Here is a 14,331-nt window from a genome sequence, read left to right on the forward strand (position 1 = left end):
AAATATCTCCTTTCTGTGCCCTTTTAGTGACAAAGTGTCACCGTTTAGGCCTAAAACAAAGTGACAAATTGTCACTTTGAATACATTGTGTCTTATTTTATTTTTTGATCGCATTCAATAATGAATGGAAGAAGAAGCCTAATCCGATGGTAATCGCAATATGACCTAATCCAGCGATACCACTGATAGCTGCTGATGATTCTTTTCCTAAAACAGTTAGTGTTCCATGAATAGTCATCATGAGTAACGTGATACCTAATCCACTATTGTAAAAAATAGAGAATTTTTTGAAGTGTTTTTGTTCACTTAACTGGAACGCATTTTCTAATAGTAAAACAATTAAGAAAAAGAACATACCTAAAATCAATGTATGAGTATGTAGTACGCTTAGTTGAGTCGTTCCTTCAAAATCCATTATTTTAGTAAACTCTCGGTAAAAGACCCCAAAAATTAAACCAAAAATCATATAGAACATACTTGTTCTTGCAAGTTTTTTCAACGTGTTTTCCTCCTTTTATTATTGAAGACCTTGTTTTAACCAACGAATTCGATACTGATAATCAGTCATCAAATCTTCCAAAGACCAATCATTCACGACGAAATCAGACATAGCATTCATGACCACTTGCATAATGAAGTAAAGAAAACTAACAGCTTCTTCATCTGTTGTGATGTTTAGATTGTTAAGATCTAATAGATTATGCCACTCTAACATCATAGGAGAGTCATAATCAATATTGATCCGTTTGAATGTGTACTGAGGATCGGCTTTTGTCAGTAATTGGACGCTTTTCCAATAATCTTCTGTTTTGCTAAGTGATCCACACCAACGAAGGTATTCTTCAATACCAAAGAAAAAATCATTTCTATTTTCATTAATATAATCAAGAATATCTTGATGTATTTTAATGGCATATTTTGTAATGACATAACTATAAGCATCCTCTAAGTCCTTGAAATACTTGTAAAAAGCGCCTCGTGACATTTGCATTAAATCCACAATCTGAGAAACTTTGACTTGGCTCATGGGTTGTTCAGAGAAAACGTCGAGTAAAATATGGTCGATACTTTCCTTCTTAGATGAAGGTAAATTTAGAAATGTTTCTTTAGGCATAATAAGACCCCTCCTGGTGACAAAGTGTCACTGCTAATAGAATATAACATAGAATAAAACCCTTGTCATCTTTTTTGGCCACAGATAACATAGGAAATAAAGGTATGTAAATAAAACGAATAAAGAAATCGCTTTTATACTATCATACCATGAAATAAAAACGAAAAATAACAAAAAAAGACTGTCCTGAGACAGTCCTCGCCTAAAATATGATGCATGCACATCACAAGATAAAATTATAGTGTATAATAACCCATAAAACAACATGAATTTCATTAAAAAGAAGCAAAAAACAAGAATAAGGGGGATTTTCATGAAAGAAACCTTAGAAATAGGACTAATTCTAGCGAGAAATGAAAAAATGACAACAGAAAGACTAGAACTTAGACCGGTGCATCTATCAGATGCGAAGGACTTATATGAGTATGGATCGGATGAAGAAACGACTCGGTACGTGTTTCCTACCCACCAAACGATAGAAGAAACAGACACATCCATTGCTAATTATTTTATGGCAACGCCTCTTGGTAAGTGGGCAATAGTATGGAAGGAAACACAAAAAATGATAGGAACCATTGATTTAAGAGTGGATGCTTCTAATCGTGTGGGAGAGATTGGTTATATCTTGAACAAAGCTTATTGGGGACAAGGTATTGTTCCAGAAGGATGTAAAAAAATACTTAGACTGAGTTTTGTTGAGTTAGAATTACTTAGGGTGTGTGGGTATCATGACAGTCGTAATCCTAATTCAGGTAAGGTGATGAAAAAAATAGGTATGACGCATGAAGCGAGTATACCAAATCATAGTATCCACAAAGGTGTGAGTATTACGATGGAACAGTATGGTATCACAAATGAGAAATACCTTAGTATATTTTCAGAAAAAAGTTAATAAACTTTTCAATTAGAAAAAAATGGGGTATGATTCTAACATTGCTTCTCTTAAGGGAAGAGAAGAACTTGCGTTAATGGAAGGGGAACACAATGTTAATGAATCAATTATTAATAGTCGTTTTAGGTTTAGTTGCTTTAGTAGGGCTTGTTTATATCAGCTCAGCTATTGACAATAAACGAAACGCATAAACCAAACAGGATACGAGTGGAGGACGACAATGTTTACATCTGATAGTTTTGATGTGTTTACAATAGAAGGTTTGGATAATAGAATGGTAGCTATAAGAGAACAGATTCAACCTGTTTTTCAAGAATTAGATACTTATTTTGTAGAATGTTTATCTTCTGAAATAGGAGAAACACTGCCTATTCATATTGCACAACATAGAAGAAGGACAGCCAATGCACCAGACTTTACATGGAGTGCAATGGGTGGAGATAAGAGAGGCTATAAGAAGTACCCTCATTTTCAATTGGGAATTACAGGAGATTATGTGGTGATGTGGTTGTCTTTCATTGATAATCCAGAATTTGAAAAAGAGATGGCACGGTCGTTTTTAGCGCACCCAGAGTTATTTGAGGGATTACCTAAAGACATGATGATAAATCATGACCATACAGTGAATACCTATGAAGCTTTGACAGAGACGTCCCTTGTTAAAGTGTTAGAACGATTTGAAAAGGTTAAAAAAGGGGAGTTCCAAATAGGTCGTATAGTGACAAAAGAAGAGATCACTCACTTGTCAGGTACCGAAGCTAAAGAGTACATGCGAGATACTTATTTAGCCCTTTTACCTATTTATCAACACAGTATGGCTATTCGTCAGAACGCGTTGTCTGAGAAATAAAAGATAAGCAACAAAGATAAGCTATGCCGTGAATTTACGGGGTAGTTTATTTTTAGTTCATGGATAAAATTAGCTAAAAGATATGCTATAATGAAACGTGATTAACAAGTATGGGAAGAACTTATTCCAATAAAATTAGGAGGTTTACAAATGGAGGATAACAAAACATTTTATATAACAACCCCCATTTATTATCCAAGTGGAAAATTGCACATTGGTAGCTCATATACAACCATTGCATGTGACGCTATGGCAAGATATAAAAGATTGAAGGGGTTTGACGTCTTTTATCTAACAGGGTTAGATGAGCACGGTCAAAAAATTGAACAAAAAGCCAATGAAAAAGGAATTGATCCACAAGAATACGTGGATGATATGGCTGCAGATGTTAAAAAATTATGGAAATTATTAGACATTGATTACACCAAATTTATCCGTACCACAGATGCAGATCATAAAGAGGTTGTCCAACAAATATTCCAACAATTAGTCGATCAAGGGGATATTTACCTTGGTGATTATGAAGGGTGGTATTCTGTATCAGATGAAGAATACTTTACTGAGAATCAGTTAGCTGAAGTATTTAGAGATGAGACAGGTAAAGTCATCGGGGGTAAAGCACCGAGTGGTCATGAAGTAGAATTGGTGAAAGAAGAAAGTTATTTCTTCCGTATGAGTAAGTATGCCGATCGATTATTGGCACATTATGAAGACAATCCGGATTTTATTCAGCCAGCTTCCCGTAAAAATGAAATGATTAATAACTTCATTAAACCAGGCTTAGAAGATTTAGCTGTGAGTCGTACGTCATTTACATGGGGCGTTCCTGTTAAATCAGATCCGAAACACGTGGTTTATGTGTGGATTGATGCGTTATCTAACTATATTACTGCCTTAGGTTATGGTACAGATAATCCTGAGAATTTTGAAAAATATTGGCCAGCTGATGTTCATATGGTTGGGAAAGAGATTGTCCGTTTCCATACTATCTATTGGCCAATCATGTTAATGGCTCTTGATTTACCATTACCAAAACAAATTTTTGCGCATGGTTGGTTGGTCATGAACGATGGAAAAATGTCGAAATCAAAAGGAAACGTTGTTTATCCAGAAATGTTAGTTCGTCGTTATGGGCTAGATGCACTGCGTTATTATTTAATGCGTGCCATTCCATTTGGTTCAGACGGTGTCTTTACACCTGAAGACTTTGTCGCTCGTGTCAATTATGATTTAGCCAATGATTTAGGGAATTTATTAAATAGAACCATTGCCATGATTAATAAATACTGCGAGGGTGTTGTGCCTAAATATGCATCCCAAGTGACAGAATTTGATAGTGAATTATCGACAACTGCTGCAGATGTGATTGGTAAATATAATAAAGCCATGGAAAAAATGGAATTTAATATTGCTTTAAGTGAGATTTGGAAACTTATTTCGCGTGCCAATAAATACATTGACGAAACAGAACCTTGGGTATTAGCTAAAGATGACGAGCGTCAAGCTGAACTTGATAGCGTGATGGTGCATTTAGCTGAAACATTACGTATTACAGCCATTCTTTTACAACCTATGTTAACAGAGACGCCAAAAGAGATATTTAGACAGTTAGGCTTGCCACAAGAAACGGTTCGAATGATGGATATTCGTTTTGGTGAGTTTCCTGCAGGGACGAAAGTTATCAGTAAAGGAACACCTATCTTCCCTCGCTTAGACATGGAAGAAGAGGTTGCGTATATTAAAGATCAAATGGCCCAAACAGCTGGAGCTTCTAAAGAGGAAACAGCATGGGATCCAAAAGAGACAGAGTTAGTGTCTAGTAAAGATAAAGATGTGAAATACGAAGACTTTGATAAAGTTGAAATGAAAGTAGCAGAAGTGATTGATTGCCGTAAAGTCAAAGGCGCAGATAAATTACTACAATTTCGTTTAGACGCTGGAGATAAGGCGCATCGTCAAATTTTATCAGGTATTGCAGAGTTTTATCCTGAACCAACAGAATTAGTGGGTAAAAAAGTAATGATTGTCTCTAATCTAAAACCACGTAAGATACGTGGCGAAATTAGCCAAGGCATGATCTTATCAGCTGAATCTGATGGGAAATTATTTGTTGTTGAAGCACCAAAAGCCGCTAAAAACGGATCAATTATTGCTTAGTATAAAACGATTGAAAGAGAGAGGTTAGTCTTTCAATCGTTTTCTTTTAGGTTAAACAAAGAAAGCGTGAAGAAAATGATATTTGATACACACACACATTTAAATGTGGAACAATTTGCAGAAGATGCCCCAGAAGTCATTGAGAGAGCAAAAGAATTAGGCGTGACAGAAATGGCCGTCGTAGGGTTTGATACGCCAACGATTCAAAAAAGTTTGGCGTTAAGTAAAGAGTACGATGCGATTCATAGTATTATTGGCTGGCACCCAACAGAGGCCGGCAGTTACACTCCGGAAATAGAGAAACAGTTGCAATTAGACTTAGTGACGCCATCAGTGGTTGCCCTAGGTGAAATCGGCTTGGATTACCACTGGATGGAAGACCCAAAAGATGTCCAAGAAAAAGTGTTTCGTCGTCAAATAGCAATAGCGAGAGAAATGGGCTTACCTTTTAGTGTCCATACACGGGATGCTATGGAAGACACTTATCGTATTTTAAAATCAGAGAAAATTGATGCCATTGGTGGCATCATGCATAGTTTTAGTGGGGATGAAGAGTGGGCGAAAAAATTCTTAGATTTGGGCATGCATTTATCTTTTAGTGGCGTAGTGACGTTTAAAAAAGCGGTGGATGTGCAAGAGGCTGCTAAGATTGTGCCACTAGATAAACTGTTAGTGGAAACAGATGCCCCTTATTTAGCCCCTGTTCCTTATAGAGGGAAACGAAATGAGCCTGGTTATACGCGCTATGTGGTAGAGAAAATAGCTGAATTGCGTCAGGAAGAGATGGCTTTTATCGCTGAAACAACGATGAAAAATGCGCATCAATTATTTAGGTTGGTGTAAAAATGAAACCTAAAATAGAAGAAATTATTGTCGTTGAGGGAAGAGATGACACGAAACGTATTCAACAAGTCCTTGAAGCTGATACGATTGAAACAAATGGCTCTGCCTTAAGTGATGAGACCTTAGAAAAAATAGAACACGCACAACAGGTTAGAGGAGTTATCGTGTTTACGGATCCTGATTTCTCAGGTGAAAAAATCAGAAAACAAATCATGGAAGTAGTGCCTGATGCCAAGCATGCGTTTATTTCTCGTAAAGAGGGCGAACCAACGAAACGAGGGAACAGCCTAGGTGTGGAGCATGCTAGTGATGAGGTTATATTAGATGCCATCAAGCGTCTCTCTACGGCCAGTAATGAGACGTTTGAAAGCACGATTACAGGAGAGGACTTAATACACTTAGGTCTAGTAGCAGGCCCTAAGGCTAAGAAGCGTCGGGAAGCCTTAGGCGATAAATTAAAGATTGGTTACACAAATGGAAAACAGTTGAAAAAACGTTTAAGTATGTTTAAAATTACTGAAGAGATGTTTGCAGAAGCCATGAAAGAAATTCTAGAGGATGAAAAAAATGACGGAATATCGTGATATAGCAACACCAAGCCGTACCAAAGAGATTATGAAAGAACATGGTTTTTCATTTAAGAAAAGCTTAGGACAAAATTTTTTAACTGAACCAAATATATTAAGAAACATTGCAGGGACAGCAGAATTAACGAAAGAGGATTATGTGATTGAAATCGGACCAGGGATTGGTGCGTTGACTGAGCATTTAGCTCGTAATGCTGCTCACGTGTTAGCTTTTGAAATTGATCAACGCTTAATTAGCGTGTTGGATGATACGTTAAGTCCTTATGATAACGTCACAGTGATTAATGAAGACATTTTAAAAGCAGATGTTGAAACCATCGTTTCTAAAGTATTCCCAGAGAATGCGAGAATTAAAGTCGTTGCTAACTTACCTTACTACATTACAACACCGATTATGATGCATCTATTGATGTCTAAGCTTGATATTGAGATGATGGTTGTCATGATGCAAAAAGAAGTAGCAGACCGGATTACAGCTGTACCAAAAACGAAAGCATATGGGTCTTTATCTATTGCTGTTCAGTATTATATGGATGCAGAGTTGGCTTTTATTGTGCCTAAAACAGCATTCGTTCCACAACCTAATGTGGATTCAGCCATTATTAAATTGGTGAAACGTGAGATGCCAAGAGTAGAAGTAACGGATGAAGATTTCTTTTTCAGAGTATCTAAGTCAGGTTTTGCTCAGCGTCGAAAAACATTATGGAATAACCTAGTAAGCCATTTTGGTAAAGAAGAAGAAACGAAGAAATGGTTAGAACTAAGTTTAGAAGAAAGTGGTATTGATCCTAAGCGCCGGGGAGAGACGTTAAGTTTAGAAGAATTTGGTGCATTAGCTAATGCCTTATTAAAAACAAAAAAATAACACTTTTGGGACATTGTCTCTAAGTGTTATTTTTTTGTTTTTATTTAGCTTAACGAATCGCTTGTTCTGTTTCAGTATCAAAGAAGTGAGCTTTGTTTAAGTTAAACGCAAGATGAATGATTTCACCAGGCGTATAAGTTGAACGAGCATCTACTTTTGAAATAAATTCAGTATCACTTGTACGTGTGTAAAGCATAGTTTCCGCTCCTAATAATTCAGACACCACCACTTCAGATTCTACGACACTATGTGGTGCAGCTTCTTGAACAATCGGCTCACTGTGGATATCTTCAGGACGAATACCAAAGACTAATTGCTTACCAACGTAGCCTTGTTCTTTCAAGACTTTTAATTTTCCTTCAGGTAACTCTAGGTTTAATTGTTTGCCATCTGTAATGTAACCATTGTCGTTTAACGTAACGTTGAAAAAGTTCATCGCAGGAGAACCGATAAAACCGGCAACAAAGATGTTATTTGGTGTGTTATAGACTTCTTTTGGTGAACCGATTTGTTGGACAAAACCGTCTTTCATAATAACAATGCGGTCAGCCATCGTCATGGCTTCTGTTTGGTCATGGGTTACATAGATGGTCGTTGTTTCTAACCGTCTGTGTAATTTAGCGATTTCAGCACGCATAGCCACACGTAATTTAGCATCTAAGTTAGATAAAGGCTCATCCATTAAGAAGACTTTAGCATCACGAACAATCGCGCGTCCTAAAGCCACACGTTGTCTTTGTCCACCAGATAATGCGGCAGGTTTACGTTGTAAATAGTCTGTTAGCCCTAAAATATCAGCAGCATCTTCCACACGGCGTTTGATTTCAGCCTTATCGTATTTACGTAATTTAAGTCCAAAAGCCATATTATCATATACTGTCATGTGAGGGTATAAAGCATAGTTTTGGAATACCATGGCGATATCACGGTCTTTTGGTGCAACGTCATTCACCATACGGTCTCCAATCCACAACTCACCTTCACTGATATCTTCAAGTCCGGCTACCATTCTAAGTGTGGTTGATTTACCACATCCAGAAGGACCAACAAAGACGATAAATTCTTTGTCTTCGATGTTTAAGTTAAAGTCTGTTACTGAATAATTTGGGTTACCATCGTATTTTTTATGGATCCCTTTTAACGCGATTTCTACCATGTCTATTCCTACTTTCTTAGCACTCATTTATTAATTAAAGTATAGTATATAAACTAATACGCTTACAATGTCAGACTGCCCAAAAGTATTCGTCACATTGCCCAAAGAACAATATGGTTTATTTTTCGTCAAAAAAAAGTCATATTAACTGATAAGAATCTTTCAATATAACGATTCTTATTTATTTAACTAGCTTGTCTTATTTGTCGAAAAATAGACTGGGATACTCTTCATTGTGATTTCTGAAAAATATGATATAGTACATTTGTAGTAATAAAAAAACAGAGTAAGAAGTATAGCGTCAAGTGCCGAGGAGATGGGATGTTGCTCATCGGACGAAAAACACTAGTGGAGTGTTTGCGACCATATTTCTGCATTCGCTGCATATTGGATGTAGCAACTCTAAATTAAAGGAGATGCTAAAATGGAAAAGAAACAAATTACTGCACGATCAATCGCACTGATGGGGATTTTAATTGCAATGCAAGTTGTTTTGTCACGTTGGTTATCCATACCGACTCAGTTTGTCAAAATAAGTTTTGCTTTTATACCAGTTGTCTTTATGGCAATGACCTTTAGTCCACTGTTAGCTGGGGTTGGAAATGGATTTGCTGATTTTATAGGAGCTAGTCTATTTCCATCTGGGCCATTTTTCCCAGGATTTACCTTAACTGCTTTCTTAGCAGGTGTTATTTATAGTAGCTTTTACTATAAGAAAGAGATGACTCTAAAGAGAATCATTCTAGCCAACGTGACAGTGACAGTATTCATGAACTTGATACTTAACACACTGTGGTTATATATCATGTTTGGGTCAAGCGCCTTAGCGTTTATTCCAGCAAGATTAATCAGTTCGAGTATCATGTTAGTCGTGCAAGTGACGATTACTTATTCAATGTCAAATGTGAAAGTATTACAACAGCAATTAGTTAAATTTTAAGAATTACTTACTGACTTCCCTAACACATGTTGGGGAGTTTTTTTGTTATAAGTAAAAATGATGGCATCCTGTATTTAAAATATGTTATCGTTTGATAAGACTAATGGTAGAGGGGTTTTTTTTATGAAAGAATATAAACATTTAATTTTTGATATAGACAACACTATTTTAGATTTCACTGAGTCAGAAAGACACGCTCTACGAGCAGTATTTACTCAGTATGGTGTAATCTACAATGAAGAGAGTGTCGCAACTTATAGTAAAATTAATGGTGCATTGTGGGAACAACTAGAAGAAGGAACCATAAAAAAAGAAGTGTTATTATCGCAACGCTTTTCTACGTTTTTTCAAACACAAGGAATCAGCGTTGATGGCGCTGTGGCCGATGATGCGTTTAGAACAGGTTTAGAAAATCGGGTCGATTTAATTGAGGGAAGTAAGGAAGTATTAAAAACCTTAAAAGAACGAGGGTATCGTATTTACGCAGGAACAAATGGCGTGGGACGAACGCAAAGAAATCGATTGGAACGAGCGGGATTAATGCCTTATTTTGATGAGTTGTTTATTTCGGAAGAAGTTGGTTTTGAGAAACCAGACGTTCGCTTTTTTGATTTTGTTTTCAATCAACTACAACTGACAGACGTTCAGAATGCATTGATGATAGGGGATAGTTTGACCTCAGATATTAGAGGAGCTAATCGCTATGGCATTGATTCTGTCTGGTTAAATGAAAGAAATATGAGGGCAGATGATAACAAGCCTGTATATACAGTTAAAAAACTCACAGAATTGGTTGAAATGTTGGTGTAGATAGGTAAAAGATGCTATTATTAACTTGTATAGGGAAATATAAAGGGGTTTCTTGGAGGAGGAATCGCGTATGAGACAACTTTTTGTAAAGAATGATGATTTTAGTTTAGAAAAACCGTTTTCTTTTTTTAACCGTCCAGGAGATGCAGAGTATCATTTAGAGCAATATGAAGACGATGACACAGCTTATCTCGTACTGTTGAATGAAAAAAAGGAAATGATCGGTAAAGTGTCGAAGGAAAATACAAAAGGAGCAACTAAATATGTGGGAATGACTGGTGTTGGTGAAGAGTTATTTCTATTAAGACAAGAAAAAACGGATACATCCAATGGTTTTGTTTTTTCAAGTCCTGTATTTGAGCTGTGCGGTCAGTGGTGGGAGTTTAATTATGATGTGATGTATGGCTATCGCAAAGTTGCTAAAGTACGGAAAAGATGGGTTCATTGGGGGCCCTCTCATGAGATAACCTTATTCGAAGAGCAAAGCGAGTTGTTTACATTGTTACTTGTCGCTGCTTTCCTATATTTGGAAAATGAAAAAAATAATAATAGTGCATTGTATTTTATAGAAGAGAAAAAAGAGAGAGCTAATCTTTAAAGATTAGCTCTCTTTTTTATGTGTGAATTGAGCATTATAAAGCTGTTGATAGTAGCCCTCTTGTTTGGTGATAAGTGAGTCATGGTTTCCGATTTCAACAATGTTTCCTTGATGCATGACCAAAATAGTATCTGCTTCTTTTATTGTTGCCAACCGGTGAGCGATAATGAAGCTAGTTTTTCCTACCATGAGCTTAGCAAATACGTTCTGAATGGTTTTTTCAGTTAACGTGTCAATCGAACTTGTAGCCTCATCTAAAATCAGCATATTAGGTCGGCTAATAATGACACGGGCAATGGTCATTAACTGACTTTGTCCTTCTGACAAAGTCAGGCTTCCTTGTCCAATAATGGTATCAAAGCCCTTAGGAAGAGTGGTAATAAAGTGGTAGATTGCCGCTTCTTGACAAGCCAAAATAACGTCTTCTTTGGTTGCATCTGGTCGTCCAAAAGTGAGATTATCCCAAATGCTCCCCTTAAATAACCATGTCTCCTGAAGAACCATACCAAAGGATTGGCGTAGGTCTTTCCTAGACATTTCTTGGATGGGAATGCCATCAATGGTGATAAGTCCTTGGTCTACTTCATAAAAACGCATGAGTAAATTGACCAAGGTCGATTTACCTGCCCCTGTTTGCCCAACAATTGCCACGGTTTGTCCAGATGTGACCGTTAAATTAAACTGTTGAATAAGAGGTTCAGTCGGTAAATAGGAAAAAGATACATCTTGGAATGTAATGTTCCCTTTTAAGGGGGACAAGGTTTGTAGCTCCTGTTTTTCTTGTGATTCTGTCGGTTCTTGAGTCAATTGAAAGACTCTTTGGAGGCAAGCAAAGGCTGTTTGTATTTGCGTCAAAATACCAGATAGTTCTATAAAGGGCTTAGAAAATTGAGTAGAATAAATAATAAAACTAGAGATAACACCGATTGTCATGCCAGGTGTCTGGTTGATGACTAACCATCCACCTATGACACCAATGCTTAGATAACTCAAATGATCGACAAAGCGAGACAAGGGGTTTGTTAAGGAAGACGTAAATTGAGCTTTTTGTCCAACCTCTTGAAGTGTTTCATTGAGCTGCTTGAATCGATTAAGGCTTTCTTGCTCGCCTTGAACTCCTTTGATGATTTTTAGACCAGTCACATCTTCTTCTAGGAAACTAGAAATAGAGCCTAAAATAGCTTGTTGCTGTTGAAACGCTTGCTGGCTTTTTTTTGCGACAACCCAATTAACTAAGAAGATAAGAGCTGTAGACAGTAAGACAACGGTTGTTAACATAGGACTTAATAACAGCATGCTACCTAAAGAAATTAAAACAATGGTCACACCAGAAAAAACACTGTTAAAGACAGCCGTCGTAGCTTCTGCCACTTGATCCAAGTCGTTACTGAAACGACTGACCAAATCCCCATGTGGGGTTTGATCATAGAAGTTAATGGGTAGACGGTTAAGGTGATGAAAGGTATCCTTTCTAACCCTTGCAACAGCTGTATAGGCAACCTTGTTCCCCATGCGTTGAATGCTCCATTGGGCCAGACTATTAAGTAGAGTTAGGCTTCCAAATAGGACGAGTATCTTAAATAGCAGATCAAATTGGACCTTATCTTTACCAATCATAGTATCGATTCCTAGGCCAATAAGTCTTGTCATATATACTGCGATAACACCATTAGCAATACCTAATATGCTTGCTAGAAGGGCTTCTTTTTTAAATTGCTTTAGGTAAGTAAGATAGAAACGCAAAGGTGTTTGACCCATTAGTCCATCCCCCCTTCTACTAACCCTTGAGAGCGTGCTAAATCGTAATAGACAGGGCAGGTTGTGAGTAATTCTTGATGTATCCCTAAACCGACACACTTTCCTTCTTCTAAAACTAAGATCTCATCGGCGCCTTGGATAGAAGACAGGCGTTGGGAGATGATAATCAGAGTGGTATGGGTCAGATTTTCTTTTAAAGCCCCACGAATCGCTAAATCTGTTTTATAATCTAGGGCACTAAGAGAGTCATCTAGGATGAGTAAATCAGGTTGCATCATAAGTGCCCGAGCGATGGTTAGACGCTGTTTTTGTCCTCCTGAAAAATTATTCCCACCAGCGAGTACGGGCGTATCTAATTGCTTGGGAAGTTGTTGAACAAATTCTGTGCATTGAGCAATCTCAAGAGCAGTCCAATAGTCTGCATCACTGGGTGTATGTGTCATTCCTAGTGATAAGTTACTGCGAATGGTTCCGCTAAATAATTGACTTTTTTGAGGGACGATAGCTATTTTTTCACGTAATTCACTTGTAGACAAGGTTGTAATATCCGTCTCATTTACATATAGGTGCCCCTTAGAAGGTAGATAAAACTTAGGGATTAGCTGAATGAGCGTGCTTTTACCACTCCCGGTTGGTCCGGTGATACCTAGTGTGTGATGTTTCTTCAATAAAAAAGAAATGCGATCTAAGGCATAGCCACTTTCTTCAGTATATTTGAAAGAAACGTCAGAAAATTGTAATAGATTTTGTTGTTCCCAAAGTTTTTCCCCTTCCTGTGAATCTGTCAGAATACTAGGCTTTACATCCAAAATTTCTTGGACACGATCAGCTGAAACGGAAGCTTTGGTGAAAATAATGACAAGATTAGAGACCACAATCAAAGCCAATAACATTTGGGTCATGTAATTGATGAGTGCAAAGACATCCCCAGCTTGGAGTTCTCCAATAGTAACTTGTACCCCACCAAAGTAGAGAATTCCCATAATAGAAGCGTTCATAATAAGTAAGGTCAGCGGGTTTAATAAAGCGGACCACGAGGTAACATTGATATAGGTATGAGCTAAGTTATCACTGACTTCTGCTACTTCTTTTTCTTGTGATGTTTGTTTAGAAAAAGCTCTTATCACACGAACACCGCTTAAATTCTCTTGAATGGTTAGATTCAACTGATCAATTTGTTGTTGAACAGCTAAATAAATTGGGCTTGTCCGCGTCATAATAAAGTACAGAATAAATGAAAAGACAGGCAAAGTGAAGACGAAAATCAACGTCATCTTTGGTTGAATAAGGTAGGCCATGACTAAAGACCCAATGCTTAAGAAAGGAGCTCGGATGACTAAGCGGATGAACATAGCTAAAGCTAGCTGCAATTGACTCACATCATTTGTCACTCGAGTGATTAACGTAGCTGTCCCAAAAGCATCGATTTCTTTATGAGAGAAGGTATAAATTTTAGCCATTGTAGCTTTTCTAAGTTCTGTCCCAAAGCCTTGAGAGGCAATGGAAGCATAATATTGACAAATTAACACACATATCAGACCGACGACAGACATGCCAATCATTTTCCCGCCAATGACGAATAAGGCTTGTGTATCATTTCCTTGAATGCCTTGATTGATTAATCGAGCCATATATAAGGGTAGGAATAGCTCTAATACAGCTTCTAGTAACTTGAAAACTGGTCCTAAGATGAGTTCTTTTTTATAGTCTTTTGCGTAGGATAGTAAGGAAAACATGGTGAGGCATCGACACCCTTTCTGT

The 14,331-nt window shown here is 37.2% G+C and carries 14 protein-coding genes and 1 riboswitch; of the genes, 9 read left to right on the forward strand and 5 right to left on the reverse strand.

The genetic code is table 11. The features are described from left to right. Nucleotides 1–97: 97 nt before the first annotated feature. Both ACVWM0_RS00790 and ACVWM0_RS00795 read right to left on the reverse strand, forming a co-directional pair. A complete protein-coding gene (locus tag ACVWM0_RS00790; protein WP_476472752.1) occupies nucleotides 98–499 on the reverse strand; it encodes a DUF2871 domain-containing protein in 402 nt (133 codons plus the stop codon). 18 nt (nucleotides 500–517) lie between these two features. Beyond that, complete coding sequence (locus ACVWM0_RS00795; protein WP_476472753.1) at nucleotides 518–1,114, reverse strand: TetR/AcrR family transcriptional regulator; 597 nt, start codon at nucleotides 1,112–1,114, stop codon at nucleotides 518–520. Between the two features lie 313 nt (nucleotides 1,115–1,427). Between ACVWM0_RS00795 and ACVWM0_RS00800 the strand changes: the two genes are divergently transcribed. From ACVWM0_RS00800 to rsmA, 6 genes are all read left to right on the forward strand, one after another. After that, on the forward strand, nucleotides 1,428–2,006 hold the full coding sequence (locus ACVWM0_RS00800; protein ID WP_476472754.1) for a GNAT family N-acetyltransferase: 579 nt from the start codon (nucleotides 1,428–1,430) through the stop codon (nucleotides 2,004–2,006). Between the two features lie 220 nt (nucleotides 2,007–2,226). Beyond that, nucleotides 2,227–2,856 (forward strand): DUF1054 family protein, encoded by a 630-nt coding sequence (locus ACVWM0_RS00805; protein ID WP_476472755.1) that lies wholly within the window; start codon nucleotides 2,227–2,229, stop codon nucleotides 2,854–2,856. A 150-nt stretch (nucleotides 2,857–3,006) separates the two neighbouring features. Then, nucleotides 3,007–5,013 (forward strand): methionine--tRNA ligase, encoded by a 2,007-nt coding sequence (metG, locus tag ACVWM0_RS00810; RefSeq protein WP_476472756.1) that lies wholly within the window; start codon nucleotides 3,007–3,009, stop codon nucleotides 5,011–5,013. A gap of 75 nt (nucleotides 5,014–5,088) precedes the next feature. Then, complete coding sequence (locus ACVWM0_RS00815) at nucleotides 5,089–5,856, forward strand: TatD family hydrolase (protein ID WP_476472757.1); 768 nt, start codon at nucleotides 5,089–5,091, stop codon at nucleotides 5,854–5,856. 2 nt (nucleotides 5,857–5,858) lie between these two features. Beyond that, nucleotides 5,859–6,440: a ribonuclease M5 gene (gene rnmV / locus ACVWM0_RS00820; protein ID WP_476472758.1), complete on the forward strand. Its 582-nt coding sequence runs from the start codon at nucleotides 5,859–5,861 to the stop codon at nucleotides 6,438–6,440. After that, nucleotides 6,424–7,308, forward strand: a complete 885-nt coding sequence (gene rsmA, locus ACVWM0_RS00825) for a 16S rRNA (adenine(1518)-N(6)/adenine(1519)-N(6))-dimethyltransferase RsmA (protein WP_476472759.1) — start codon at nucleotides 6,424–6,426, stop codon at nucleotides 7,306–7,308. The genes rnmV and rsmA overlap by 17 nt, the downstream gene beginning before the upstream one ends. A gap of 49 nt (nucleotides 7,309–7,357) precedes the next feature. Here rsmA and ACVWM0_RS00830 read toward each other — a convergent pair whose 3' ends face one another. Then, nucleotides 7,358–8,464 (reverse strand): ABC transporter ATP-binding protein, encoded by a 1,107-nt coding sequence (locus ACVWM0_RS00830; RefSeq protein WP_476472760.1) that lies wholly within the window; start codon nucleotides 8,462–8,464, stop codon nucleotides 7,358–7,360. Nucleotides 8,465–8,744: 280 nt separating this feature from the next. Beyond that, nucleotides 8,745–8,849: riboswitch (THF riboswitch) on the forward strand. A gap of 39 nt (nucleotides 8,850–8,888) precedes the next feature. On the opposite strand from ACVWM0_RS00830, the gene ACVWM0_RS00835 reads away from it, so the two are divergent. The 3 genes from ACVWM0_RS00835 to ACVWM0_RS00845 all read left to right on the forward strand — a co-directional run bounded on the left by ACVWM0_RS00835 (nucleotide 8,889) and on the right by ACVWM0_RS00845 (nucleotide 10,812). Further along, the gene (locus ACVWM0_RS00835) at nucleotides 8,889–9,404 is read left to right on the forward strand and encodes a folate family ECF transporter S component (RefSeq protein WP_476472761.1); all 516 of its coding nucleotides are present in this window, start codon (nucleotides 8,889–8,891) and stop codon (nucleotides 9,402–9,404) included. A gap of 123 nt (nucleotides 9,405–9,527) precedes the next feature. After that, the gene (locus tag ACVWM0_RS00840; RefSeq protein ID WP_476472762.1) at nucleotides 9,528–10,214 is read left to right on the forward strand and encodes a YjjG family noncanonical pyrimidine nucleotidase; all 687 of its coding nucleotides are present in this window, start codon (nucleotides 9,528–9,530) and stop codon (nucleotides 10,212–10,214) included. Nucleotides 10,215–10,284: 70 nt separating this feature from the next. Further along, nucleotides 10,285–10,812, forward strand: coding sequence for an LURP-one-related family protein (locus ACVWM0_RS00845; RefSeq protein WP_476472763.1), 528 nt, complete (start codon nucleotides 10,285–10,287; stop codon nucleotides 10,810–10,812). Between the two features lie 3 nt (nucleotides 10,813–10,815). Here the strand turns inward: ACVWM0_RS00845 and ACVWM0_RS00850 are convergent, their stop codons facing one another. Together ACVWM0_RS00850 and ACVWM0_RS00855 are read right to left on the reverse strand one after the other, a co-directional pair. Next, nucleotides 10,816–12,570: an ABC transporter ATP-binding protein gene (locus ACVWM0_RS00850; protein WP_476472764.1), complete on the reverse strand. Its 1,755-nt coding sequence runs from the start codon at nucleotides 12,568–12,570 to the stop codon at nucleotides 10,816–10,818. After that, the gene (locus ACVWM0_RS00855) at nucleotides 12,570–14,306 is read right to left on the reverse strand and encodes an ABC transporter ATP-binding protein (protein WP_476472765.1); all 1,737 of its coding nucleotides are present in this window, start codon (nucleotides 14,304–14,306) and stop codon (nucleotides 12,570–12,572) included. Before ACVWM0_RS00855 ends, ACVWM0_RS00850 begins: the two co-directional genes overlap by 1 nt. Nucleotides 14,307–14,331: the final 25 nt, after the last annotated feature.

Source organism: Vagococcus sp. 211 (assembly GCF_056322705.1).